Raw genomic sequence first — 23,450 nt, forward strand, 5'->3', positions numbered from 1 at the left:
GGCCAGATCTGGCCATGCGTCGATCCTCAGGCCGGCCAGAGGCGGGTGTCGTGCGGCAGCGGCGAGAACGCGTCCCATTGCGCCAGCTTCTCGATATAGCGGCGGCGATAGGCCTCCTCGCTCTCGAATGCGGGGTTCTCCTGAACGAGTTCCGTGCCGATCTCGTAATAGACGTCGAGGTTGCGCAGGTCCGGCACGGGCGTCTCGCCGCGCTCGGCTTCGCCCTGCATCTGCCAGAAGAGCTCCTCGAGCCGACGGGCAAGCCCCGGCATGTCGCGCAGGACGCAGGTGTCGCGGTTCTGCGTGAGCGTCTTACGGACGGCGTCGAGGCGCTTGCGGTCTTTCGCAAGCGTAATGGCGCGCTCGACATAGTCCTCCGGCGAGGCGCAGATCAGGTCCGCGATGCCGGCGGCGGCGACGATGCTGGCGCAGAAGCGCGCCGGGAAGGTCTTGCCCGGAACGGTCAGGACCGGCAGGCCCATGCCGATCGCGTCGGCGCCCGTCGAATGCGCGCCGTAGGGGAACGTATCGAGGAACAGGTCGGCGAGCGCGATGCGGGCAAGGTGCCGCGGATTGGGGATCTTGGGCGCGAAGATGATGCGCTCGGGGGCGACGCCCGCCTGCTCCGCCTTCTGGCGCAGGTTCCGGCTGGCGGTATCGTTCTCGCCGAGCAGCCAGAGCACGCTGCCGGGCGTGGCCGCGAGGATGGCGAGCCAGCGCGTGAAGCACTCCTCGGTGATCTTCTGCATGCCGTTGAAGCAGGCATAGACGAAGGCGTCCTCCGGCAGGCCCGCCTCGGCCCGCGTCGGCCGCGCGGCGATCTCGCGCTTGCGGTCGACGGGCTGGCTGCAGGCGATGCGCAAGACCTTCTCGGTATAGTAGATCTCGTTTTCCGGCGGGATGATATAGCCGTCGGTGATCATGTACTGGTGGTAGGGGCTCGCCATGGAGCCCGGATAGCCGCAGAAATTGACGATGACCGGCGCCGGACGATAGGCGAAGATCGCCGTGCGCGCGTGCTTGGTATAGCCGTTGACGTCGACGAGGACGTCGATCTCGTCGTCGCTGATCAACTTGGCCGCTTCGACATCGCTGATCGCCGCGATATCGCGCCAGCAATCCACGGCGGCCTTGATGCGCGCCTGCGTCTGATCGTTGGGAGCCGGGTCGCCGCAATAATAGGCGAAGACCTCGACGCTCTTCTTGTCGTGCAGTTCAAGGACCTCGCTGAGGGCGAAGCCGACCGCATGCTGGCGCAGGTCCGAGGAAACGTAGCCGACGCGAAGGCGCTGGCCGCTGCCCGACTTGCTACGGGCGGGCTTGCGCGGCACGACGCTGATGTCGGGACGGCCGACCAGCGTCTTGTTGTAGCGGTAGGCCCTCGCGAGCTGGAAGATCGGATCGTCCGCGTAGCAGCCGAGCGTCAGCGGCGACTGCGCGTCGACAAGCTGGCGCGCGGTGACATGGCTCGACGGCGTCATGATCGGCCACTTGCACTGGTGCTGGCGGATCGACAGCCAGTGCTGCGCCGCCTCCGGCTTCATGGGCTGCAGCTCGATCGCCTGCCACAGGATGGCTTCCGCCTCCTCCAGCCGGCCGGCATTCTCCAGCACGCGCCCGGTATGCTGGAGGCTCATCAGGCGATGCCCGAGCCTTTCGGGCGTGATCTCCTTCGTCGCCTCGACGAAGGACAGCCACTGGCGCACGGCCTGGTCGATCTGGCCGCCATCCTCGAAGGCGCGGCCGAGATTGATATGGGCGGGGCCGAAGGTCGGATCCATCCTCAGGCAGGCCTGCAGCGCATGGATCGTGCCGACGACATCACCCGCCTGGCGAAGCGCCACGGCATAGTTGAACGCGGCCATGTGGACGAGCGGATTGCTTTCGTTGAAGGCGATCCAGGTCTTGTAGAGATCGATCGCCTGCGCCAGCAGCCCCGCGCCCGTCAGGGCCTCGGCGGATTGCATGAGCTCGGCCAGGGACAGTTTCTGGCTGCGCGCGCGCTGGAACACATTGACGATGGGCGATGCCGGGTCCGCAGCCACAGTGGTCTTTACGTTCATGTCATCCTCCGACAAACGGCCGCGGAAACGCAATTGCAGGCGCAGTGAAACACCCTGCGCTTATTGCCCGTCTGGCTTGTGCGGGGCTGGCTGTCATGGACCCATGAACGAAAACGGGCGGCGCAAGAGCGCCGCCCGTTTCCCGTATCGCGGTGGAGGATACGGCACGGCCGAGGCCGTGCCGACCGTTTCCGTCAATTACTGTGCGTTGGTCGTTTCCGTGTAGGCGGCGATGATCCAGTTGGTCTGGTCCTGCGAGAAGAGCGATTCGCGGGCCGACGTCAGCTCGTCGAGCTGGGCATCGGTCATGTGCATCAGGTCGTCTTCCTCGAGGCCCTTGAGAGCGGCGTCGGAGATGGCAGCGAATTCGCCCGCGCTGAAGAGGGCGAGGTCACCATTGTCGAGAGCCGCGATCTGGGCCGAGGACATGGCGCCAACCTGCGCCGTGCCCATGGCGGTGACCTGGTCGCTCGTCAGGCCGGCGATCTTGTCGGTCGACAGTACCTTGACGAGGTCGGAGCTGAGGCCGCTGAAGACAGCCGCGTCGAGCTTGCCCATCTGGGTCGTGTCGAGAGCGGCGAAGGCCTTCGAGTTGAGGGCGTTGACCTGGGTTGCGTCGAGCGCGGCGACGTTGTCGGTGGACAGGCCTGCAACGCCGGTGGAGCTGATGGCGCCGAGCTGTGCGGTCGTCCAGGCGTCCAGGGCGCCGTCGTCGATGGCGGCGATCTGCGTCGAGTTGAGAGCGCTGATCTGGCCCGCGGTCAGGAAGCCCTGCTGCGTCGAGCTGAGGGCGGCGATGCTCAGGGACTGGATCTGCTTGGAGGCCAGGGCCGCAACCTGATCGGAGGTCCAGCTACCGACTTCGTCGCTGGTCAGCGCAGCAACCTGTGCGGAGCTGAGCGCCTTGATCTGGTCCGTCGTCAGCTTGGCGCCGCCGTCGGCGTCGAGTGCTGCGATATCGGTGCCGTCCAGGCCGGCGAGGGCCTTGGTGGAGAGCGCGGCGATCTTCGACGATGCACCGGCGAAGAGGGCGGTGATGTCAGCGGCTTCAAGGCCGGCGACACCGTCCGAGCTCATGCCGGCGAGCTGGGTGGCGGTAAGGGCGGCAGCGGCCGCATCGTCGAGGGACGTGATCTGGGCGCCGCTCAGCTTGCCGACCTGTGCAGCGTCGAGGTTGACGATGGAGGTTGCGCTGAGCTGCGATGCGTTGAGCGCGGCGAGCTGCTTGGACGTCAGGGCCTTGACCTGGGACGCATCGAGCGCGTCGAGGTCGGCCGTTACGAGCTGGCTGACCAGGCCGGTCGAAAGGCCGGAGACCTGGGCATCGGTGAGGGAGGCCGTGGCAGACGTGTTGATCTGCTGGAACTGGCCGAGCGTCAGGCCGGCAAGAGCGGCGGTCGACAGGCTGCTCAGCTTCAGCGATTCGATTTCATCGTCGGCGATGACCGCAAGCTGGCTGGAGGAAAGTGCGGCAACGGCTTCGGACTTCAGCGCGCCGACGGCAGCGGTGTCGAGTGCCGCAACGTTCGTGGTGGAGAGGCCCTTGACCTGCGTTGCAGACAGGCCGGAAACAAACGAAGTGAGAGACATGGATTTACCCCAAGATTGAAGTTGGCAGACGCAATCACCTGTCGCACGTCCGGTAATCCAGGAGGTTTCACGGCGAGGATGTCGAAATCCTTGCGCATGATACGAGGCCGCCGACGCTGCGCATGCCCTTATCGGCATCGGCAGGCCCGGCACCGCCCTTGGCCGGCGTTTGTGCTAGGTGAAACATGGCTCGCGCGAGCCAGCACAGCGGAATGGCATCATGCACCCAGAGCAACGAATGTCTCTGATCCCCACGCCCTCGAAAGCAATCGTCCCCCACCTGGAGCCGGCTTGCCGGCAGGGGCCCGAATGCATCTTCAGGCCCTGGATTCGCGAGGGAATTTCGCGTTCAACCGGAGATTATCCTCCAGCCTTTAATTTTGGGTTAACGGTGGCTCAAACGTCTGTCCCGAATTGTCCGGAATCAAGCCCGCAGGCCAGCATAGGCAGAAAACCTCAAGCACAGGCGCGCAGATAGACTACATGGGGCGAGTATTAATGATTAACGGGCGCCCGCCGGAGATGACGGACGCCCGTGAAAGGTTCGCATAGGGTTTCGGCCGGGCCGTGCGCCCGCCCCTTTCGCGTCAAAGACCCTCGAATTCGGCGTAGGCGGCGACCACCGCGTTCACCTGCGCGACGGTCATCGCCTGCGCCTGCGCCGTCGTGAAGCTGTCGAGCTGTTCCGAGCTCAGGCCGGCGACCTGCTGCGTGGTCAGCCCCCTGATGGCCCGGGTGCCGATCGCCGCGATCTCGTCCGTCTTGAAGGTCTGGATATCCTCCAGCAGCATCGCCGCGATCTGCCGGCTGCTCAGCGCGCCGATCTGCGCGGAGTTCAGGATATCGATCTGCTCGGAAGACAGGGCCGCGATCTGCTCGGAAGACAGCGACGCGACCTGGCCCGTCGTCAGGGCCCCGATCTGGCCGCTCGTCAATGCGGCGATGACGCTGGTGGACAGGCGGGCAATCGTCCGCGAACCGATCTGCGCGATCTCGCTCGTCGTGAACGTCTGGATATCCTCGGCCTCGAGGCCGGAGACGCCGGAGACCGAAAGGGCCGCCACCTGCCCGCTCGTCAGGGCAGCCGTCTGGTCGGACGAAAGGGCGGCGATCTGGTCGCTCTTCAACGCGGCGATGAAGGCCGTGGAAAGTGCCGCGGTCTGGGCCGTCGACAGCGCGCTCAAATCGAGGCCCGACGCCTGGCGTGCATTCAGCGCGCCGATCTGCGTCGTCGTCAGCGCACCGAACTGGTCGGAATTGAGGACGGCGAGCTGGGCGGGCTTGAGCACCGCGATCTGATCGGACGTCAGGGCGGCGACCTGCGCGGTGGAAAGGGCCGCGACGGCATCGGTCGCAAGCCAGACGATCGCCCGCGTGGCGATCCGGGCAACCTCGTCGGCCGTGAACGTCTCGATATCCGCGGCCGCAAGGCCCGTAACGCCGGCGGCCGAGAGCGCGGCGACCTGCCCCGTCCCGAGGGCGGAGGCCTGCTCGGTGGAGAATGCGGCAACCTGATCGCCCTTCAACGCGGCGATGAAGGTCGTCGACAGGGCCGCGGTCTGGGCGGTCGAAAGGGCCGTCACGTCAAGGCCCGCGGCCTGGCGTATGGCAAGCGCGCCGACCTGCGCGGTCGTCAGCGCGCCGACCTGCTCGGAGGAAAGCGCGGCCAGCTGGCCGGTCGAGAGCGCCGCGACCTGCGCGGTCGTCAGCGCACGGACCTGCGCGGTGGAGAGTGCGGCGACGGCATCGGTGGCGAGCCGCGCGAAGACCTGCGTCTTGATCCCCGCGATCTCGTCGGTCGAGAACGTCTCGACATCCTCGGCTTCCAGGCCGGCAACCGCAACGGCCGAGAGCGCGCCGATCTGGGCGCTCGTAAGAGCCGCCGCCTGGTCGGAGGAAAGCGCCGCGACCTGATTGCTCTTCAACCCGCTGATGAAGGCCGTCGACAACGCGGCGGTCTGCGTGGTCGACAGCGCCGTCACGTCGAGGCCGGCGGCCTGGCGGGCGGTCAGCGCGCCGACCTGCCCCGAATTCAGCGCACCGACCTGTTCGGAGGTCAGGGCGGCCAACTGGGCGATGGAGAGCGCGGCGACCTGCGCCGTGGTCAGGGCGCCGACCTGCTCGGAGGTCAGGGCGGCGATGGCGTCGGTGGTGAGACGCCCGAGCATCTGCGTCTTGATGCTGGCGATTTCGCCGGTCGAGAACGTTTCGATGTCCTCGGCCTCGAGGCCGACGATGGCCGTGGCCGAGAGCGCCGCGACCTGGCTGCTCGTCAGCGCCTCGGCCTGGTCGGAAGTCAGGGCGGCGACCTGCTGCGTCTTCAGCCCGGCGATGAAGGCCGTCGAGAGGGCGGCGGTCTGTTCGGTCGACAGCGCCGTCATGTCGAGGCCGGCGGCCTGGCGTATGGTCAGCGCCCCCAGCTGGACGGTGCTCAGCGATTCCACCTGCTCGGAGGTGAAGGCGGCCAGTTGCGCGACCGAGAGCGCCGCGACCTGCGCCGTCGTGAACGCGGCGACCTGCTCGGGCGAAAGCACGGCAATGGCATCCGTCGTAAGGCTCGGCAAGGCCTTGGCGTTGATCGCCGCGATCTCGCCGGTCGTGAAGGTCGCGATGTCGTCGGACGTGAGGGCGTGGACTTCCTTCGCGGTAAAGGCGGCGATCTGCGTGCTGTCGAAGGCGGCGATCTGGTCGGCGTCGAGGGCGTCGATCTGCTGCGAATAGAACGCGCCGACCTGCGCCGTCGTAAGAGCCTGGATGTGCTGCGAAGACAGGTAGGCCAACTGGTCGACCGTCAGGCCGCTGATGGAGCGCGCCGACACGGCGCGGATCTGCTGCGTGGTGAGCGAGCCGACATAGCCTGCATCGATGCTTGCGACCTGGCGCGCGTTCAGGACGCCGATCTGCGCGGTGCTGAGGGCAGCCACATCCTCCGCAGTCCAAGCCTGGATCGCAGCCGTCGAGAGTGTCCGGATCTGGCTGGTGGAAAGCGTCGGGATGGTGGATGTCATGAGCTACCTTCCAAATATTGACGTCATTTTCGATTCGAGAACGCAACGCGCCGGGGCGGTCCGTTCTCTTCCGCGTGCCGCCTTGGTCGGCAATGCAACGACACACGTCGAAAAGGATTGAAAATACATGGCTCTGACGAGCCTCGCGCTGGAAGGACATCATGCATTCGAAGCCGGAAACAGCTTCGAAATCCTGCGCTGAGGGCGGGAAAATCCCGTATTGAAACCGGGCGTGCCAGCCACCTTTCGGCGAGTGCGATTTTCGGCAAGCTACCCCCAATAAGTCAAGAGTTAACTGTTGATCGTTAAATTTTTATTAACGAGGCCTGATAGGCGCGCCTATATATTTGAAAATCTATGATTTTTGCCAACACGCTCTTCATCTGCCTGCAAGCCCGACACAAGGCAGTTGCGCTAGCCAGAGCCAGGGCCCTCTTACTGCAACCTCTCCACCGGGACAAAAGGCCATGAAGGCAGGCGAACGCATTCTCATCGTCGGCGCGGGGCTTTCCGGCGCCGTCATCGGCCGCGAACTCGCCGAGGCCGGCCACCGCGTCGAGATCATCGACGCGCGCAGCCACATCGGCGGCAACTGCCATACCGAGCGCGACGAAGCGACGGGCGTGATGGTGCATGTCTACGGCCCCCACATCTTCCATACGGACGACGAGGAAGTCTGGGGCTACGTGAACGGCTTCTCGGCCTTCATGCCCTACAAGAACCGCGTTAAGGCGACGAGCGGCGGTCAGGTCTACTCGCTGCCGATCAATCTGCACACGATCAACCAGTTCTTCGGCAAGTGCCTCCGGCCGGACGAGGCCCGCGCCTTCATCGAGGACCAGGCGGACAAGACCATCGCCGATCCGCAGACCTTCGAGGAACAGGCATTGCGCTTCGTCGGGCGCGATCTCTACGAGGCGTTCTTCAAGGGCTATACGCAGAAGCAATGGGGCTGCTCGCCGACCGAGCTGCCGGCGTCGATCCTGAAGCGCCTGCCGGTGCGCTTCAACTACGAGGACAACTACTTCTTCCACAAATACCAGGGCATGCCGGAGAATGGCTATACCGCGATGATCGAGTGCATCCTCGACCATCCGAACATGACGGTGACCCTGGAGAGGAATTTCAGGCGCGGCGAGGAGGCCGGCTTCGGCCATGTCTTCTATTCCGGCCCGCTCGACGGCTATTTCGACTATGAGCTCGGCCGGCTCGGCTACCGCACGCTCGACTTCGAGCGCTTCACCTATGACGGCGATTACCAGGGCTGCGCGGTGATGAACTACGGCGACGTCTCGGTGCCCCATACGCGGATCACCGAGCACAAGCATTTCTCGCCCTGGGAGGAGCATCGGGGCTCGGTCTGCTACCGCGAATTCTCGCGCGCCTGCGAGCCGGGCGACACTCCCTACTATCCCATCCGCCTCGTCGAGGAGAAGGCGCAGCTTGCCGACTATGTCGCCCGCGCCGAGCGGGAGGCTGGCGTCACCTTCGTCGGGCGTCTCGGCACCTACCGCTATCTCGACATGGACGTGACGATCCGCGAGGCGCTGGATACCGCGCGGCTTTACCTTGCCCGCAAGGCCGAAAACGCGGCCATGCCGACCTTCCTGCATCCGCCGCTTTGAAAGGCGCCGCGAAACGAGGAAGGCCCCGGCAGAACCGGGGCCTTCAGGTTCGGACGATGCCTTCCGATTAACGGAAGAGCGTCAGGATGTTCTGCGAAGCGGAGTTGGCGATCGACAGAGACTGGACAGCGAGCTGCTGCTGGGTCTGCAGGGCCTTGAGGCGGGTCGATTCCTCGTTCATGTCCGCATCGACGAGGCGGCCGACGCCCTTGTCGATCGAGTCGGTCAGCTTGGAGACGAACTCGGACTGGAGATCGATGCGCATGCCGATCGAGCCGAGGTCGGCGGCGGCGCTCGTCATCAGCGTCAGGGCGTCGTCGACCATGCTGATGAGCTTGTCGAGCTGAGTGCCGGTGGTGCTTGCGTCGATATTCAGGGTGGAGACCGAAGCGTTGGTCGTGGCCGCGGGCGCTGCCGTTGTGTCGACCGCCCACATTATGCCGTTGGTGGTGTCGTTGAAGGCGACTTCCTGCGTGGGTACCGTGCTCTGGTCGACGGCTTCGACCCAGACGTCGTCCGAGACCTTGACGTAGCTCTTCGCCCCGCCCGTGGCCGAATCACCCGTGAAGACAGAACCCGTGTCGGCGATGACCTGGTCGATCGTATAGGCCGCAACAGTGACGGGGCTCACGACGCCGCCCGTGTTGATGTTCAGCGTGATGCTGTTGTCCTCGATCGCGGTCGTCGAATCGAGGATGCCGGTGTTGCCGACAGTGTCGAAGAGCACCGACGAAGCGCTCAGGTCGTAATCGACCTTCTTGACCGAGACGTTGCCGGCATCGTCACGGACGAAGGAGCCGACGACGCTCTTCGTGACGGTGCCGAAGGACAGGTCCGTCTGCAGCCAGTTCTCGCCCGAGAACGACGCCGCGTCGGAGATGCTCGTGAGCTGGTCCTGGAGCTGCGTGATTTCTTCCTGGATCTTGTCCTTGTCGACGCCGTCTTCGGTTGCGGCAACGAGCTTGGCCTTGATTTCCTTCACGACCTCGATGGCCGAGTCCATGCCGGCATAGGCGGTGTCGACCTTGGCGGCGCCGAGGCCGAGGGCGTCCTGAACGGCCGAAAGGGCCATGTTGTCCGAACGCATCGTGGTCGCAATCGACCAGTAGGCGGCGTTGTCGGAGGCTTCGCCGACGCGAAGGCCAGACGAAACGCGGGCCTGCGTATCTTCCATGCCGGTCTCGATGGACCGGAGGGTGGAGAGCGCAGCCATGGCTGCGACGTTGGTCAGAATACTCGTCATTACTAAGTGCCCCTTGAATGGCTGATTTGAGAAGGGACATTCCGGTCACCACCGGGAACGACAGGCAGCGTCATGCTTGCTAACCTATTAATTTTCAAGGTTAACCTGCCGTTTCTATAAGACCATCTAACCGCAAGATGGTTAATGAATGCCGAAGGGGTGGGCGGAAAAAGCAGGATGGAAAAGAAAAACCGCGCCGGGGGTCCGGCGCGGCTCGCATTCGGGAAGGCGCGGCGGCCGTCAGGGCCGCCGACCTGGCTTTTCTGCCTCTTAACGGAAGAGGGTGAGGATGCTTTCCGAGGCCGAGTTGGCGATCGACAGCGACTGGACAGCGAGCTGCTGCTGGGTCTGCAGGGCCTTGAGGCGGGTCGATTCCTCGTTCATGTCCGCATCAACGAGGCGGCCGATGCCGGAGTCGATCGAGTCGGTCAGGGCATTGACGAAGTCTTCCTGCAGGTCGATGCGCATGCCGATCGAACCGAGGTCGGCGGCAGCGCTCGTCATTGCGGAAAGGGCATCGTCGACCATGCTGATGAGCTTGTCGAGCTGGCCGCCCGTCGTCGAGTTGTCGATCGTCAGGTCGGAGACCGAAGCGGTGAGAACCGTGCCGGGCGTGGCCGTCGTATCGACCGCCCACATCGTGGTACCGTCGTTGAAGGCGACTTCCTGCGTGGGTACCGTGCTCTGGTCGACGGCTTCGACCCAGACGTCGTCCGAGACCTTGACGTAGCTCTTCGAGCCGCCCGTGGCCGAGTTGCCGGTGAAGACGGAACCCGTGTCGGCGATGACGTCGTCGATCGAGTAGGCCTTGACGGTGGCGGCGCTGACGACGCCGCCCGTGTTGATGTTCAGCGTGAAGCTGTCGTCCTCGATACCGACCTGCGTGTCGAGGATGCCGGCGTTGCCGACGGTGTCGAAAAGAACCGTGGCGCTGCTCAGATCGTAGTCGACCTTCTTGACCGAGACGTTGCCGGCGTCGTCACGGACGAAGGAGCCGACGACGCTCTTCGTGACGGTGCCGCTGGACAGGTCCGTCTGCAGCCAGTTCTCGCCGGAGAACGAAGCCGCGTCGGAGATGCTGGCAAGCTGGTCCTGAAGCTGGCTGATTTCTTCCTGGATCTTGTCCTTGTCGACGCCGTCTTCGGTTGCGGCAACGAGCTTGGCCTTGATCTCCTTCACGACCTCGATGGCCGAGTCCATGCCGGCATAGGCGGTGTCGACCTTGGCGGCGCCGAGGCCGAGGGCGTCCTGAACGGCGGAGAGGGCCATGTTGTCCGAACGCATCGTGGTCGCAATCGACCAGTAGGCGGCGTTGTCGGAGGCTTCGCCGACGCGAAGGCCGGACGAAACGCGGGCCTGCGTATCTTCCATGCTGGAATCGATGGACCGGAGTGTCTGGAGAGCAGCCATGGCTGCGACGTTCGTCAGGATGCTTGTCATAATAAGTGCCCCATAGTTGGCTGACGGGAGAGGGACATTCCGGGTGGCGCCGGGAACGACGAGCAGCGTCATGCCTGCTAACGAGCTTCTTAAAGAGTGTTAACTCGCCGTTTCGTTGTGCCCATATAATCGTGGCATGGTTAACGAACTCTAAATTTGAATTAACGATATGCATCACAAAGCACGAATGCCGCGCCCGTTTCCGGGCGCGGCATTCGAGAGGCGATGGAGGCTCAGCCAGCCTCCATGCGCGTCGATTAGCGGAACAGCGAGAGCACGCTCTGCGAGTCGGAGTTGGCGATCGACAGAGCCTGGATGGCGAGCTGCTGCTGGGTCTGCAGGGCCTTGAGGCGGGTCGATTCTTCGTTCATGTCGGCATCGACGAGACGGCCGACGCCCTTGTCGATCGAATCGGTCAGCTTGGAGACGAACTCTTCCTGCAGGTCGATGCGCGAGGAGATCGAGCCGAGCGATGCAGCGGCGCTGGTCATCGAGCCGAGGGCATCGTCGACCATGCTGATGAGCTTGCCGAGCTGCGTTGCCGTGGTGTTCGAATCGATCGTCAGACCGGAGACCGAAGCGGCGGTCGCGGCGGCAGGTGCTGCCGTTGTGTCGACCGCCCACATTATGCCGTTGGTGGTGTCGTTGAAGGCGACTTCCTGCGTGGGTACCGTGCTCTGGTCGACGGCTTCGACCCAAACGTCGTCCGAGACCTTGACATAGCTCTTCGCCCCGCCCGTGGCCGAATCACCCGTGAAGACAGAACCCGTGTCGGCGATGACCTGGTCGATCGTATAGGCCGCAACAGTGACGGGGCTCACGACGCCGCCCGTGTTGATGTTCAGCGTGAAGCTGGCATCCTCGATCGAGGTCGTCTTGTCGAGGATACCGTTACCGTTACCGCTGGTGTCAAAGAGCACCGTGGAGCTATCGAGCGTATAGTCAACCTTCTTGACCGAGACATTGCCCGAAGCATCACGAACGAAGGAACCGACGACGCTCTTCGTCTCGGACGAAGTGGCGGTCGTCAGGCCCGTCTGGAGCCAGTTCTCGCCCGAGAACGATGCGGCTTCGGCGATGCTTCCGAGCTGGTCCTGGAGCTGGGTGATTTCTTCCTGGATCTTGTCCTTGTCGACGCCGTCTTCGGTTGCGGCGACGAGCTTGTTCTTGATCTCCTTCACGACTTCGATGGCCGAGTCCATACCGGCATAGGCGGTATCAACCTTGGCGGCGCCGAGGCCGAGGGCGTCCTGAACGGCCGAAAGGGCAGCGTTGTCGGAGCGCATCGTGGTCGCAATCGACCAGTAGGCGGCGTTGTCGGAAGCCGAACCGACGCGCAGACCCGAAGAAATCCGGTTCTGGGTATCTTCCATGCTGCTGGAGATGGACCGCAGCGTGGAAAGCGCTGCCATTGCGTTGGTGTTGGTGAGAATGCTGGTCATTGCTTGTCCCTTTGAACGAAATACTGAGGGGGACATACCGGGTTGGATTACTTACCGGTCATGACGGTTCGGCCTCATGCCAACTCGGCTCCTCCGGCGTTCCGGAGGGATACCAAACCCGTCATCTGAGGCAAAATTCGCAGCCATTTCTTGCCAACAGCTTAACCGGCGCTGGAGGGAGCGAGCCATCCCCGGCGTGTAGTGAACGAAACCTTAATCGGATTGGTTAACGCCGGTCAGTTGAACGAGCGCACGAGACTGCCGACGAGGAGGTTCCAGCCGTCGATGAGCACGAAGAACAGGACCTTGAAGGGCAGCGAGATCGAGGTCGGCGGCAGCATCATCATGCCCATGGCCATGGTGATGGTGGCGACGATCAGGTCGATGACGAGGAAGGGCAGGACGACGAGGAAGCCGATCTCGAAGCCGCGGCGGATCTCCGAGATCATGAAGGCGGGAATGACGACGCGCAGGTCCGCGACATTGCCCTCGACGACCTTCTGCCCGCGCTCCTCGGCGAGCGAGATGAAGAGATCGATGTCCTTGTCGCGGGTATTGGCCACCATGAAGGCGCGGAAGGGCTCGGCGATCCTCTTGGCCGCCTCCGTCTCGTCGATCTGGTTGGCGATGAGCGGCTCGACGCCGTTCTGCCAGGCGCGGTCGAAGGTCGGCGCCATGACGTAGAAGGTCATGAACAGGGCGAGCGAGACGAGGATCATGTTCGACGGCGTGGTGGAAAGCCCCATGCCGGATCTCAGGATCGAGAAGGCGATGACGAAGCGCGGGAAGCTCGTCACCATGATCAGGATGCCGGGCGCCACCGAAAGGACGGTCAGGAGCCCGAAGGTGCGGATGATCCAGGAAGCGACCGAGCCGTTGACCGGCGCATTGAGGAGGTCGCCCGGCAACTGCAACTGCTGCTGGGCGTAGGCCATGCCGGTCATCGCCATCATGGCGAGAAAGGTCAGAAGGACTCGAATCATTCGATCACGAAGGTGCGGAACATGACGTTGGTTACGCGCCCTTCGGACCTGAGGTCAACCCGCTCCTGCAGGTCCTCCCTGAGATATTGGAAACCGCGCGGTCCCTGCACCTGCTGGAGCGAGACCGTGCGCATGTAGGCCATGATGTCCTGGTGGATTTCCTCCGCCAGCTTGACGTCCGGCGCCCCCTTGAACATGAGGGCCACTTCGAGGCGGACCCGGTTGTCGGAGGGATAGGCGAGATTGCTGGTGATGGGATCGAGCAGGACGATGCCGTTCTCCTGGGTGGAGATATGCGGGATCTCCGCGCCCTCGCCTTCCTTGCCTTCCTTGCCACCCTCTGCCTTCGCCACTTCAGCGGCCGGCTTTTCGGCCGGCGGCGGGGCGAGCATGTTGCCGACGAACCAGCCGCCGCCGGCGGCAAGCAGCGTCAGCACCGCGACGGCCGCGATGGTGACGACCAGCGAGGGCTTCTTCTTTTCCGTGGCCTGTTCTTCGTCCGCCATAGGCTTCTTCCCGTGTTGCGTCAGAGCGGCGAGAACAGATCGACGGCCTGCTGGCCCCATGGCGGCTGCTGCACCTCGGTCAGGCGGCCGCGGCCGCCGTAGGAGATGCGCGCTTCGGCGATCTTCTCGTAGGAAATCTGGTTGTTGGCGTCGACATCCTGCGGGCGCACGATGCCGGCGACGTTGAGGATGCGCAGCTCGTGGTTCACGCGCACTTCCTGCGAGCCGCTGATCAAGAGGTTGCCGTTCTCGATGACGCCGGTGACGACGGCGGCGACGAGGAGGTTCAGCTTCTCCGAGCGCTCCGTCGTGCCGTCGCCCTTGGTGCTGGTCGAGGAGCCGAAGGAAAGGTCGGCCTTGGTGTCGACGTCGAAATTGTTGCCGGAACCGCCGAAGCCGATGTTCATGCCGCTCTTGTTGGTGCGCGAGCGGTCGGTCTTGTTGTCGAAGCTCGCCTTGTCGTTGACGCGGATGTTGACGGTCAGGATGTCGCCGATCTTGAAGGCGCGCGAATCCTTGAAGAGCGCCGACTGCTGGTCGCGCCAGATGGAATAGCCCGAGACGGCCGTGCGCGGCTGCTTGGGATACATGGCCATCTGCGGCGTCTCGGCATAGTTCAGCCCGCTGCCGATGGGGCTCATCGACGGCGCCTTGCCGATCTCGTTCACGGCCTGGCTGGCGCAGCCCGACAAGGCCAGCGCGACGGCAAGTGCGGAGGCGGTCTTCTTCATGACGGGTCCTTTGAGGTGTTCGGATCGCTCGCCGAGGCAATGATGCGGGTGAGCACGGCGGCCTTGTCGGCGGGCATTTCCCCGAGGATCGTGCTCGACTGGCGCGGCGCCAGCTTCATGACGATGGCCGATGCGATTTCCGGATCGAGCGCCGCAAGCTGGGCGGCGGCGGCATCCGGCTTCATCTTCTTGTAGATCTCGACGAGGCCGGCTTCCGCCGACTTCAGGAAGTCGTTGCGGCGCTTCAGCCAGTCCTCATATTCGGCGCGCCGGGCCTCGAGCGTCTTGATGCGCTCGTCGACGTCCTTCTGCAGGTTCTCGAGCTCCTGCTTCTGGAGCAGGTAGCGCTGGTCGCGCGCGGCGTCCGCGATATTGGTGCAGAACTCGCGGATCTCGTCGGCGCTCGCCTTGGTGGTCGTGATGACCGGCCGTTCCTCGGCGAAGGCGCCGGGGATGGCGAGCATCACGAAACCGGCAAGGGGAAGCGCCAGCTTGCGTGCGAGGGCGGGAAGCGTCATGCCTTTGTTCATTGCAGCACCAGTTCCGCCTGGAGAGCGCCGGCCGTCTTGATGCTTTGCAGGATGGAGATGATGCCATCCGGCTTGACGCCGATGCTGTTGAGACCCGAGACGAGCGAGCGCAGGCTGGACCCGTCGAGCATGGCGACGTTGCCGCCGTCCTGCTGGACGAGGATATCCGTGCGCGGCTGGACGGCCGTCACACCCTTGGAGAAGGGTTCGGGCTGCACCACTTCGGGCATTTCGTTGACCTGCACGGTGAGCGAGCCGTAGCTGACGGCGACCGGCGAGATGCGCACGTCCTGGCCGATGACGATGGTGCCGGTGCGCTCGTTGACGACGACGCGCGCGGGCGCGTCCGTCTCGATCACGAGGTTCTCGATATCGGCCATCAGGCGGGAAAGGTCCGCCATCTTCGGCTTTGCGACATAGACCGACTGCGAATCGCGCGATTCGGCGATCGGCGCGCCGTATTGCGCGGCCGCATAGCGGTTGATCGCGTCGGCCATGCCGACCGAGGTCGAGAAGTCGGGGTTGCGAAGCTGCAGCACCAGGTCGGCGGCGTCCTTGAAGCGCGAGGGCAGCTCGCGCTCGATGATCGCGCCGTTCGGCACGCGGCCGGCGGTCGTCACGCCCTGCTGGACGGTCGCGGCATCGCCGTTGGCGCTGACGCCGGTGACGACGATGGAGCCCTGCGCGACGGCGTAGATCTGGCCGTCGGCGCCGGAAAGCGAGGTCATGACGAGTGTGCCGCCGCGCAGCGAGGTGGCGTCGCCAAGCGAGCCGACCGTCACGTCGATGCGGCTGCCGGGGCTTGCGAAGGGCGGCAGGTTGGCCGTGACGAGCACGGCCGCGATGTTCTTGGCGCGGGTCTGCGTGCCGACCATCGAGATGCCGAGGTTCTGCAGCATCGCGCGCATGGACTGTTCGGTAAAGGGCGAGGAGCGCATGCTGTCGCCGGTGCCCTGGAGGCCGACGACGAGGCCGTAGCCGATGAGCTGGTTGTCGCGGCCCGACTGGAGCGAGGCGACATCCTTGATGCGGGCGGCGGGAAGCGCCGGGCCTGCTGCCAGCATGAGGCAGGCGATGGCGGCAAGGGCGCGGCGGAAGAAGGTCTGCATCATTTCACCACCACATGCACGGTTCCGTCGTCCATGACCGTGCCGGAGACGATCACGCCCGAATCCTTGTTGCGGACCTTGATGAGATCGCCGACCGCGGCATCGGCCAGCGGCGTTCCGGCGGCGCGCAGGACGAGCGAGCCGTTGTCGAAGACGAGCTGGACGGTGGTGCCGCGGGAAACGGCGAAGGGCTCGCGCAGCGCCGAGGTGAGGATGACGCGGCCGGGCAGCAGCGTGCGCTTGGTCACGAGGCCGCTGACGTCGGCGATGGTCTCGGCATAGCCCTTGACGATGTTCGGGTTGGTCACCTCGACCTCTTCGAGCTGGCCGGCATCCAGCTCCTCGCCGGGATAGATGATGCGCTTCGGCACGACGGCGGTGTGCGCGTCGGCAAGCGCCGCCCCGGCCACGCAAAGACCGACGAGCGCAGCGGGCGCGACGAGGGCCGCGCGCCGCAGGGCCGGAAGGATTCTTCCCGTACGAAGAGCTGCTGTCAGGCGAAACATCATGTTCCCCGCGTGTCCGGTTGCTATCTCAGGTTCTTGCTGACCACCGCCGCCATTTCGTCGGCCGCCTGGATGATCTTGGAGTTCATCTCGTAGGCGCGCTGGGCCGAGATCAGGTCGGTGATTTCCTTGACCGGGTCGACGTTGGAGGCTTCGAGATAGTTCTGCTGGATATAGGCGAAGCCCGCCTCGTCCGGCGCGCCGACATTGGCGGGGCCGGAAGCCGCCGTCTCGCGGTAGAGGTTCTCGCCGAGCGGCTCGAGGCCTGCCTCGTTGACGAAGTTGGCGAGCGTGATCTGGCCGAGTTCCTGCTGCTCGCCCGCCACGGTGGCGAAGACCTGGCCGGACTTGCTGACGGTCACTTCCGTCGCGTCCTCCGGCACGGTGATGCCGGGCACGACGGTATAGCCGTCGAGGGTGACGAGCTGGCCTTCGGCATTGGTGTTGAAGGCACCGGCGCGGGTATAGAGCGTGGAACCGTCCGCCGCCTCGATCTGGAACCAGCCGCGGCCGATCAGCGCGAGGTCGAAGGAGTTGCCGGTGGAGACGAGCCCGCCCTGGAGATGCAGGTTGCGCACGGCCGCGGTCTTGACGCCGAGGCCGATGATCGCGCCTTCCGGCACGACAGCCTGGTTGGCGCGGTTGGGAACGCCGGCGGCCCGCTCCGTCTGGTAGAGAAGGTCGGAGAACTCCGCGCGGGCGCGCTTGAAGCCGGTGGTGTTGATGTTCGCGATGTTGTTCGCGATGACTTCAAGGTTGGTCTGCTGGGCGTTCATGCCGGTCGCGGCAATGGCAAGGGCTTTCATGTCCGGTCCTCAGATCTGCATTCTGGCGATTTCGAGATAGGCGGTGACGACCTTGTCGCGGATGGCGATGGCGGTCTGCAGCGTCTGCTCGGCATTCATGACGGCATCGACGACTTCGCGGGTCGATGCCTTGCCCTGGATGGCTTCGAAGGATTTGGTCTCGCCCGCCTTCAGCGTGCCGACCATCTCGCTGGCCATGTCGGTCATCACCTGGGCGAAGCTCGTCTGGGGCGCGCCCTGTGCGGCAGCGGCGGTGACGGAATTGGATACGCCGGTTTCGACGCCCGAAAGAGCGCTGCTCGGAAGAAGGCCGTTGAGGCCCTTTACACTCTCGATCATTGCGAGGCCCTCAGAAGGTCGATGGTCGCGCTGATGAGGTCGCGCGACTGCTTGATGCTCTGCAAGTTTGCTTCATAGGAGCGGTTGGCCTCGCGCATGTCGGCCATCTCGACCAGCATGTTGACGTTCGGGACCTTCACGAAGCCCTTCTCGTCCGCGGCGGGGTTGCCCGGATCGTATTCCGTCTGGAAGTCGGTCTCGTCGACGCCGAGCTTGGACACTTCGACGAGCGAAGCGTTGGTGGCGCGGTCGAGCTCGGCCGAGAAGGTCACGGTCTTGCGGCGGAAGGGGTCCGCGCCGGGCGTGTCGCCGGTGGAGCGGGCATTCGCCAGGTTTTCCGAAACGATGCGAATGCGGGTGGACTGCGCCTCAAGTCCCGAGGCCGCGACTTTCATTGAAGCTACAAGCGGATCCATTTTTTACCTTCTGACTGTCATCAGCATCATGCGATGAAAGGCCTTTACGAGGCCGGCATTCAACTCGAACTCACGCTTGACCTGGCCTTCCTTCATGAGCTCCTCGGCAAGGCCGACAGTGTTGCCGGACTCCTGCACGCCGATCTCCTCGGTGGGCTTGGTCTCGATGACGCGGCTTGCCATTTCGGTTTCGGTGAAGTGGCCGGGCTGCGTCGCCGCCATGCGGATGCCCGTGGTTTCGAGCACCGACTGGAAGGGGGTCACGTCCTTCGCCTTGAACCCGGGGGTATTGGCGTTGGCGATGTTGCCTGCAACCACGCTCTGGCGGACTGAGAGCCATTCGGCCTGCTTCGATGCCAGTTCAAACAGTTGTATCGGTTGCATGACAAGCTCCATCCTTGTTCATGGCGAACCTACGGAGCCAATCTTGCGTCAGACTTGCTGTCCGGCCGTTTCCCGGCAACACGCTGAATTTGCGGGGGAATAAAGTGTGCGCCCCTGTGCGCGGCGCGCAAAGGCCCGCCAGTTCGCACATGGCGGGCGGCAGAATCGGCGCGGGAGGCATCCCCGCCGCCGTCAGTTGCGCTTGATGACGTCGCCGTTCGAGGTGACGATGACCCAGGCGCCGTCGCGCTGCTCGAGCGTCGCAAGGCGGCTGTTGTCGGGCAGGATGGAGCCGACGCGCACGATATACATGCCGCGGGCATCCTCGATCAGCGCCCGTCCGTTCGCCACATGCATCAGGCGGAAGCCGTCGCTGACCGGCAGCGGCTGGTCGAGGCCGGTTTCCAGCGGGGCGCCGAGCTTCGATTCCTTGCCGAGGCCGGGCGTGGTGGCGGTCGCGACGGGATCGACGCTTTCGAGCGGCGGGTCCTTGTCGTTGTCGATCATCGCCATCGGCGAGACGCTCATCACCTCGCGCGGCGCCGTCTCCGGCAGGTCGCGGGTCCTGCCCTGCCAAAGCGCGGGCACGGAGAACTTGCCCGGGTTGAGGAAGACATACCAGGGAAAGAAGGCCGCGCCCGCGGCCAGCAGCACGCCGGCGCCCACGGTGACCTTGTCGCTGGTGCTGTAGCGCGTGCGCTCCGTCCGCCTGATCGGCTGGATCTTCTCGTCCGCGTCGAAATCCGTCACTGTCAACCCCTCCGGTTTGCCGGTGCGGCGCCCTGCCCGGCCGCATTCTTCAGCGCCATGGCGAGATCCGAGAAAGCGTCGCCTGCCGGGGGCTCGCCCGGCGTCTGCTTGAGGACCTCGTAGATGATCGGCACCTGCTTGATCGCCATGTCGAGGTCGGGATCGCCGCCGGGGCGATAGCCGCCGATGAGCCGCAGGTCCCGCGTTTCCTCGAAGCGGTGGATAAGCGCCTTCAGCCGCGCCACCAGCTTTTCCTGGTCCGGCGTCCAGGCCTTGCGGGCAAGACGCGAGATCGAGGCGAGCGGGTTGATCGGCGGATAGCGTCCCTCCTCGGCCAGCGAGCGCTCCATGACGATATGGCCGTCGAGGATGCCGCGCGTGGAGTCGGCGATCGGGTCGTTGTGGTTATCGCCGTCGACGAGGATCGAGATGATCGCCGTGATCGTGCCGGTGCCTTCCGCGCCCGGGCCGGCGCGCTCGAGAAGGCGCGGCAGCTCGGTGAAGACGGAGGCGGGATAGCCGCGCGCGATCGGCGGCTCGCCGGAGGCCGTCGCCACCTCGCGGATAGCGTGGGCAAAGCGCGTCACGCTGTCGATGATGAGAAGGACGTTGTCGCCCTGGTCGCGGTAGTGCTCGGCGATGGTCACGGCCGTCAGCGGCGCCATCTTGCGCAGCATCGGGCTCTCGTCGCTGGTCGCCACGACCGCGACGGACTTGGCAAGGTTGTCGCCGAGCGTGTCCTCGATGAACTCGCGCACTTCACGGCCGCGTTCGCCGACCAGCGCAATGACCACCTTGTCGAAGGCATCCGCCCTTGCCAGCATCGACAGCAGCGTCGACTTGCCGACGCCGGAGCCGGCGAAGATGCCGAGACGCTGGCCGAGGCAGAGGGGCGCGAAGAGGTCGATGGCGCGGACGCCCGTGTTGAAGCCGGTCTCCACGCGCCGGCGCGTCATGGACGGCGGGGCGGAATTGGAGATGGAGCGGCGCACGTCCCCCTGCACGAGCGGGCCGAGCCCGTCGATGGGCTCGCCGAGCGCGTTGATCGTGCGGCCGCACCAGGAGGCGGCCGGCGCGACGCGGAAGGCGCCCTTGCGGATGACCGTGTCGTGGATGCCGATCGGCTCGCCCGGCTCGATGGGGCAGACGACGACCGAATCCGGCTCGACGCGGACGACCTCGCCGAGATGGATGCCCGTGGCGCTCTTGTGCGCGACGAACTCGCCGAGCCGCACGTGGCGCGACAGGCCGCTCACCGTGTAGTTGCCCGCCGCGATTGTCTGGACGTGGCCGCCGTGGGCGACCGAGAATTCCGGCGAGGAATAGCGCCGCACCAGCCCGGCCAGCGCATTGAGCATGCGCCCGCCTTCGGGATTGCGCGCCGTGCCGGCCGTCGTGCGTACTGCCCGCGTCATCGGCGCTTACCGGCTGCCGCCGAGGGTGTTCATGGCGTCCTTCATGGAATCCTCGCTGTCGCGGATGAGGGAGGCGACGCTCTCGAAAGCGCGCGTGACCTGGATGAGCTGCGTCATCTCGCCGATGGCGTTGACGTTGGATTCCTCCACATAGCCCTGCACCACGCCGGCATCGACGCGGTCGACGATGGGTTCGGGCGGGATGGTCGTGATGATGCCGCTGTTGCCGGCGCGCACGAAGCCGCCGGAAAGGTCGGCCTGGAAGATGCCGAGCGAGGTCACCGGCCGGCCGGCCTGGTTGAGCTGCCCGTCGGCGCTGAGGGTGATGGGGCCTGCCGTCGCGTCGATCTGGATCGGCCCGCCGCCGGCATCGAGGACGGGATAGCCGTTCAGCGTCACCAGTTCGCCGGCGTCCGTCAGCGTGAAGCGGCCGTCGCGGGTGAGCGTCGGGCCGGACGGCGTTTCCACCTGGAACCAGGCATCGCCCTTGATCGCGAAATCGAGCGGGCCGCCCGTCTCGGTGATGCCACCGCTGCGGCCCGACAGGAATTCCTTGCCCTCGGAGACGAAGGCGACGTCGGCCGTCTTCTGGTCGCTGACGACCTGGTTGAACTTGACCTCAGTGGCGCGGAAGCCGACCGTCGTGGAGTTGGCGACGTTGTCGGCGAGCGTGGCCATGCGGCGCTCGAGCGCAAGCTGGGACGAAAGCGATACGTAAAGCCCGGTCTGCATCTCAGCGGCCTCCAAGTTTCAGGTTGCTGATGGAAATGAGAAGGTCCGTCGAAATGCCGGTGAGGCTGGAAGACTGGAAGGCCGCCAGCGGATCGGTGCCGCCCTCGGGATTGTCGAGCTCCCACATCGCGGTGAAGCGCTCGAGGAACTTGCCCACCTTGGCGGGATCCTTGAAGTCGTCGAGGTTCAGGACGTCCTCGTAATAGGCCGCCTGCCGGTCAATGTCGGTCGCCGCGAATTCGTCGGGAAGCTGGAAGGCGGTGCGCACGACCTGAGCCAGCGCATCGTCGGCGATGATGGAATAGCCCGAGGTGATGGAGGAAGCCATGCGCTCGAAATAGAGCGCGAGGCGGACGCCGGTATTGTCCTCGCCGGCGCTGACTTCCAGCGTCTGGCGGGTGTATTTGTCGACGATACCCTTCTGGGCCTTGTCGAAGGAGGTGGCCGCCGCGCCGTCGCGGGCGAAGTTCAGCGATTCGGCCAGCTCCTTGTAGCGCGTGTCGGTGAGCTTGTTGGCGAAGGCGTCCTTGTCGTCGACACCCTCGGTCAGCACCTTGCGCATGAAGGCCTTGGCATAGGCCATGTCCTCCAGCCCGTGCGCCTTCATCACATAGTTATAAAGCCGGCTGTCGGCGAAGAAGTCGTCGATCGATTTCACGTTGCCGATGTTGGCGAGGTAATATTCGGTCTCGCGCTTGACGTCGGGCTGCTCCGAGACGCGCTTCAGCGACGTCTGCAGGTCGGAGGTAATCAGCTTGTAGCTCGTATAGGTGGTCGTCACGATGGTCCGCCGATCAGGATCGAATGGGCGCGAAGGCCCGTTTTGAACCATGATCTTCAAGGCTTTTGCTTGTGCGAACCTGATCGATAAACCCGCCGTTAGGTACAGCTTCACGCAAGGCTGGAACCGTATCTCCGGAAGGGTCAGAATTGTGTCGGGACACCTGCGCTCATGAACATCATTATCGGCCTCATCGTCACCATCGGCTGCGTCTTGGGCGGCTTCATGGCCATGGGCGGGCATGTCAGCCTGCTGGTCCAGCCATTCGAACTCATGATCATCGGCGGCGCCGGGGTCGGCGGCTATATCGTGGCGAACACGATGAAGGTGATCAAGGACACCGGCAAGGCGCTCGGCGAGGCCTTCAAGCACAAGGTGCCGAAGGAGCGCGACTATCTCGATACGCTCGGCGTGCTCTACAGCCTGATGCGGGACCTGCGCACCAAGTCGCGCAACGAGATCGAGGCGCATATCGACAATCCGGACGAGTCCCCGATCTTCCAGTCCGCCCCGACCGTTCTGGCCAACAAGGACCTCACCGCCTTCATCTGCGACTATGTCCGCCTCATCATCATCGGCAATGCCCGCTCCCACGAGATCGAGGCGCTGATGGACGAGGAGATCCAGACGATCACGCGCGACAAGATGAAGGTCTACCAGTCGATGACGACGATGGGCGACGCCTTCCCGGCCATCGGCATCATCGCGGCCGTCCTCGGCGTCATCAAGGCCATGAGCCACATCAACGATTCGCCGGAAGTGCTCGGCGGCCTCATCGGCTCGGCGCTGGTCGGCACCATGCTCGGCATCTTCCTGTCCTATTCGGTGGTCGCGCCGATCACCAGCAACATCAAGATCGTCCGCGAGAAGCAGAACCGCCTCTACGTCATCGTCAAGCAGACGCTGCTGGCCTACATGAACGGCTCGGTGCCGCAGGTGGCGCTGGAATACGGCCGCAAGACCATCTCCTCCTACGAACGCCCGTCGATCGACGCGGTGGAGCAGGAGATGATGAATCCGGGCGGCGGCGGCGATTCGAAGGCGGCCTAAG

Annotated in this window: 22 protein-coding genes; 2 read left to right on the top strand and 20 right to left on the bottom strand. The window is 64.7% G+C overall.

What is annotated here, in order from left to right; all coding sequences use genetic code 11:
• Window positions 1–26 precede the first annotated feature (26 nt).
• From HNQ66_RS15955 to HNQ66_RS15965, 3 genes are all read right to left on the bottom strand, one after another.
• Window positions 27–2,063, bottom strand: a complete 2,037-nt coding sequence (locus HNQ66_RS15955; RefSeq protein ID WP_184145165.1) for an O-linked N-acetylglucosamine transferase, SPINDLY family protein — start codon at window positions 2,061–2,063, stop codon at window positions 27–29.
• Between the two features lie 198 nt (window positions 2,064–2,261).
• Window positions 2,262–3,653 carry a hypothetical protein gene (locus HNQ66_RS15960; RefSeq protein ID WP_184145166.1) on the bottom strand — a complete coding sequence of 464 codons (1,392 nt, stop codon included), beginning with the start codon at window positions 3,651–3,653 and terminating at the stop codon, window positions 2,262–2,264.
• 587 nt (window positions 3,654–4,240) lie between these two features.
• The gene (locus tag HNQ66_RS15965) at window positions 4,241–6,661 is read right to left on the bottom strand and encodes a hypothetical protein (RefSeq protein WP_184145167.1); all 2,421 of its coding nucleotides are present in this window, start codon (window positions 6,659–6,661) and stop codon (window positions 4,241–4,243) included.
• Between the two features lie 467 nt (window positions 6,662–7,128).
• Between HNQ66_RS15965 and glf the strand changes: the two genes are divergently transcribed.
• The gene (gene glf, locus HNQ66_RS15970; RefSeq protein WP_184145168.1) at window positions 7,129–8,286 is read left to right on the top strand and encodes a UDP-galactopyranose mutase; all 1,158 of its coding nucleotides are present in this window, start codon (window positions 7,129–7,131) and stop codon (window positions 8,284–8,286) included.
• A gap of 67 nt (window positions 8,287–8,353) precedes the next feature.
• Here glf and HNQ66_RS15975 read toward each other — a convergent pair whose 3' ends face one another.
• From HNQ66_RS15975 to HNQ66_RS16055, 17 genes are all read right to left on the bottom strand, one after another.
• Window positions 8,354–9,529, bottom strand: a complete 1,176-nt coding sequence (locus HNQ66_RS15975) for a flagellin N-terminal helical domain-containing protein (RefSeq protein WP_184145169.1) — start codon at window positions 9,527–9,529, stop codon at window positions 8,354–8,356.
• 270 nt (window positions 9,530–9,799) lie between these two features.
• Window positions 9,800–10,969, bottom strand: a complete 1,170-nt coding sequence (locus HNQ66_RS15980; RefSeq protein ID WP_184145170.1) for a flagellin N-terminal helical domain-containing protein — start codon at window positions 10,967–10,969, stop codon at window positions 9,800–9,802.
• A gap of 257 nt (window positions 10,970–11,226) precedes the next feature.
• Window positions 11,227–12,411: a flagellin N-terminal helical domain-containing protein gene (locus HNQ66_RS15985; protein ID WP_184145171.1), complete on the bottom strand. Its 1,185-nt coding sequence runs from the start codon at window positions 12,409–12,411 to the stop codon at window positions 11,227–11,229.
• Between the two features lie 236 nt (window positions 12,412–12,647).
• The gene (gene fliP, locus HNQ66_RS15990) at window positions 12,648–13,394 is read right to left on the bottom strand and encodes a flagellar type III secretion system pore protein FliP (RefSeq protein WP_184145172.1); all 747 of its coding nucleotides are present in this window, start codon (window positions 13,392–13,394) and stop codon (window positions 12,648–12,650) included.
• On the bottom strand, window positions 13,391–13,900 hold the full coding sequence (locus tag HNQ66_RS15995) for a flagellar basal body-associated FliL family protein (RefSeq protein ID WP_184145173.1): 510 nt from the start codon (window positions 13,898–13,900) through the stop codon (window positions 13,391–13,393). The genes fliP and HNQ66_RS15995 overlap by 4 nt, the downstream gene beginning before the upstream one ends.
• 20 nt (window positions 13,901–13,920) lie before the next feature.
• Window positions 13,921–14,631 (bottom strand): flagellar basal body L-ring protein FlgH, encoded by a 711-nt coding sequence (gene flgH, locus HNQ66_RS16000; protein ID WP_184145174.1) that lies wholly within the window; start codon window positions 14,629–14,631, stop codon window positions 13,921–13,923.
• Window positions 14,628–15,161 carry a MotE family protein gene (locus tag HNQ66_RS16005; protein WP_184145175.1) on the bottom strand — a complete coding sequence of 178 codons (534 nt, stop codon included), beginning with the start codon at window positions 15,159–15,161 and terminating at the stop codon, window positions 14,628–14,630. Before HNQ66_RS16005 ends, flgH begins: the two co-directional genes overlap by 4 nt.
• Window positions 15,158–16,270, bottom strand: coding sequence for a flagellar basal body P-ring protein FlgI (locus tag HNQ66_RS16010; RefSeq protein ID WP_184145233.1), 1,113 nt, complete (start codon window positions 16,268–16,270; stop codon window positions 15,158–15,160). Before HNQ66_RS16010 ends, HNQ66_RS16005 begins: the two co-directional genes overlap by 4 nt.
• Window positions 16,270–16,779 carry a flagellar basal body P-ring formation chaperone FlgA gene (flgA, locus tag HNQ66_RS16015; protein WP_184145176.1) on the bottom strand — a complete coding sequence of 170 codons (510 nt, stop codon included), beginning with the start codon at window positions 16,777–16,779 and terminating at the stop codon, window positions 16,270–16,272. The genes HNQ66_RS16010 and flgA overlap by 1 nt, the downstream gene beginning before the upstream one ends.
• A 20-nt stretch (window positions 16,780–16,799) precedes the next feature.
• Entirely contained in the window at window positions 16,800–17,582 is a 783-nt protein-coding gene (gene flgG, locus HNQ66_RS16020; RefSeq protein ID WP_184145177.1) for a flagellar basal-body rod protein FlgG, read from the bottom strand.
• A gap of 9 nt (window positions 17,583–17,591) precedes the next feature.
• Window positions 17,592–17,921, bottom strand: a complete 330-nt coding sequence (fliE, locus tag HNQ66_RS16025; RefSeq protein ID WP_184145178.1) for a flagellar hook-basal body complex protein FliE — start codon at window positions 17,919–17,921, stop codon at window positions 17,592–17,594.
• Window positions 17,918–18,337, bottom strand: a complete 420-nt coding sequence (flgC, locus tag HNQ66_RS16030; protein WP_184145179.1) for a flagellar basal body rod protein FlgC — start codon at window positions 18,335–18,337, stop codon at window positions 17,918–17,920. The genes fliE and flgC overlap by 4 nt, the downstream gene beginning before the upstream one ends.
• A gap of 3 nt (window positions 18,338–18,340) precedes the next feature.
• Window positions 18,341–18,721, bottom strand: coding sequence for a flagellar basal body rod protein FlgB (gene flgB / locus HNQ66_RS16035; protein ID WP_184145234.1), 381 nt, complete (start codon window positions 18,719–18,721; stop codon window positions 18,341–18,343).
• A 192-nt stretch (window positions 18,722–18,913) separates the two neighbouring features.
• A complete protein-coding gene (locus HNQ66_RS16040) occupies window positions 18,914–19,477 on the bottom strand; it encodes a flagellar protein (RefSeq protein ID WP_184145180.1) in 564 nt (187 codons plus the stop codon).
• The gene (gene fliI, locus HNQ66_RS16045) at window positions 19,474–20,829 is read right to left on the bottom strand and encodes a flagellar protein export ATPase FliI (RefSeq protein WP_184145235.1); all 1,356 of its coding nucleotides are present in this window, start codon (window positions 20,827–20,829) and stop codon (window positions 19,474–19,476) included. Before fliI ends, HNQ66_RS16040 begins: the two co-directional genes overlap by 4 nt.
• 63 nt (window positions 20,830–20,892) lie before the next feature.
• Window positions 20,893–21,618: a flagellar basal-body rod protein FlgF gene (gene flgF, locus HNQ66_RS16050; protein ID WP_184145181.1), complete on the bottom strand. Its 726-nt coding sequence runs from the start codon at window positions 21,616–21,618 to the stop codon at window positions 20,893–20,895.
• A gap of 1 nt (window position 21,619) precedes the next feature.
• Complete coding sequence (locus HNQ66_RS16055; protein ID WP_184145182.1) at window positions 21,620–22,399, bottom strand: DUF1217 domain-containing protein; 780 nt, start codon at window positions 22,397–22,399, stop codon at window positions 21,620–21,622.
• A gap of 171 nt (window positions 22,400–22,570) precedes the next feature.
• Between HNQ66_RS16055 and motA the strand changes: the two genes are divergently transcribed.
• Window positions 22,571–23,449 (top strand): flagellar motor stator protein MotA, encoded by an 879-nt coding sequence (gene motA / locus HNQ66_RS16060; RefSeq protein WP_184145183.1) that lies wholly within the window; start codon window positions 22,571–22,573, stop codon window positions 23,447–23,449.
• Window position 23,450 lies beyond the last annotated feature (1 nt).

The organism is Shinella fusca, assembly GCF_014203155.1.
Taxonomy (GTDB): domain Bacteria; phylum Pseudomonadota; class Alphaproteobacteria; order Rhizobiales; family Rhizobiaceae; genus Shinella; species Shinella fusca.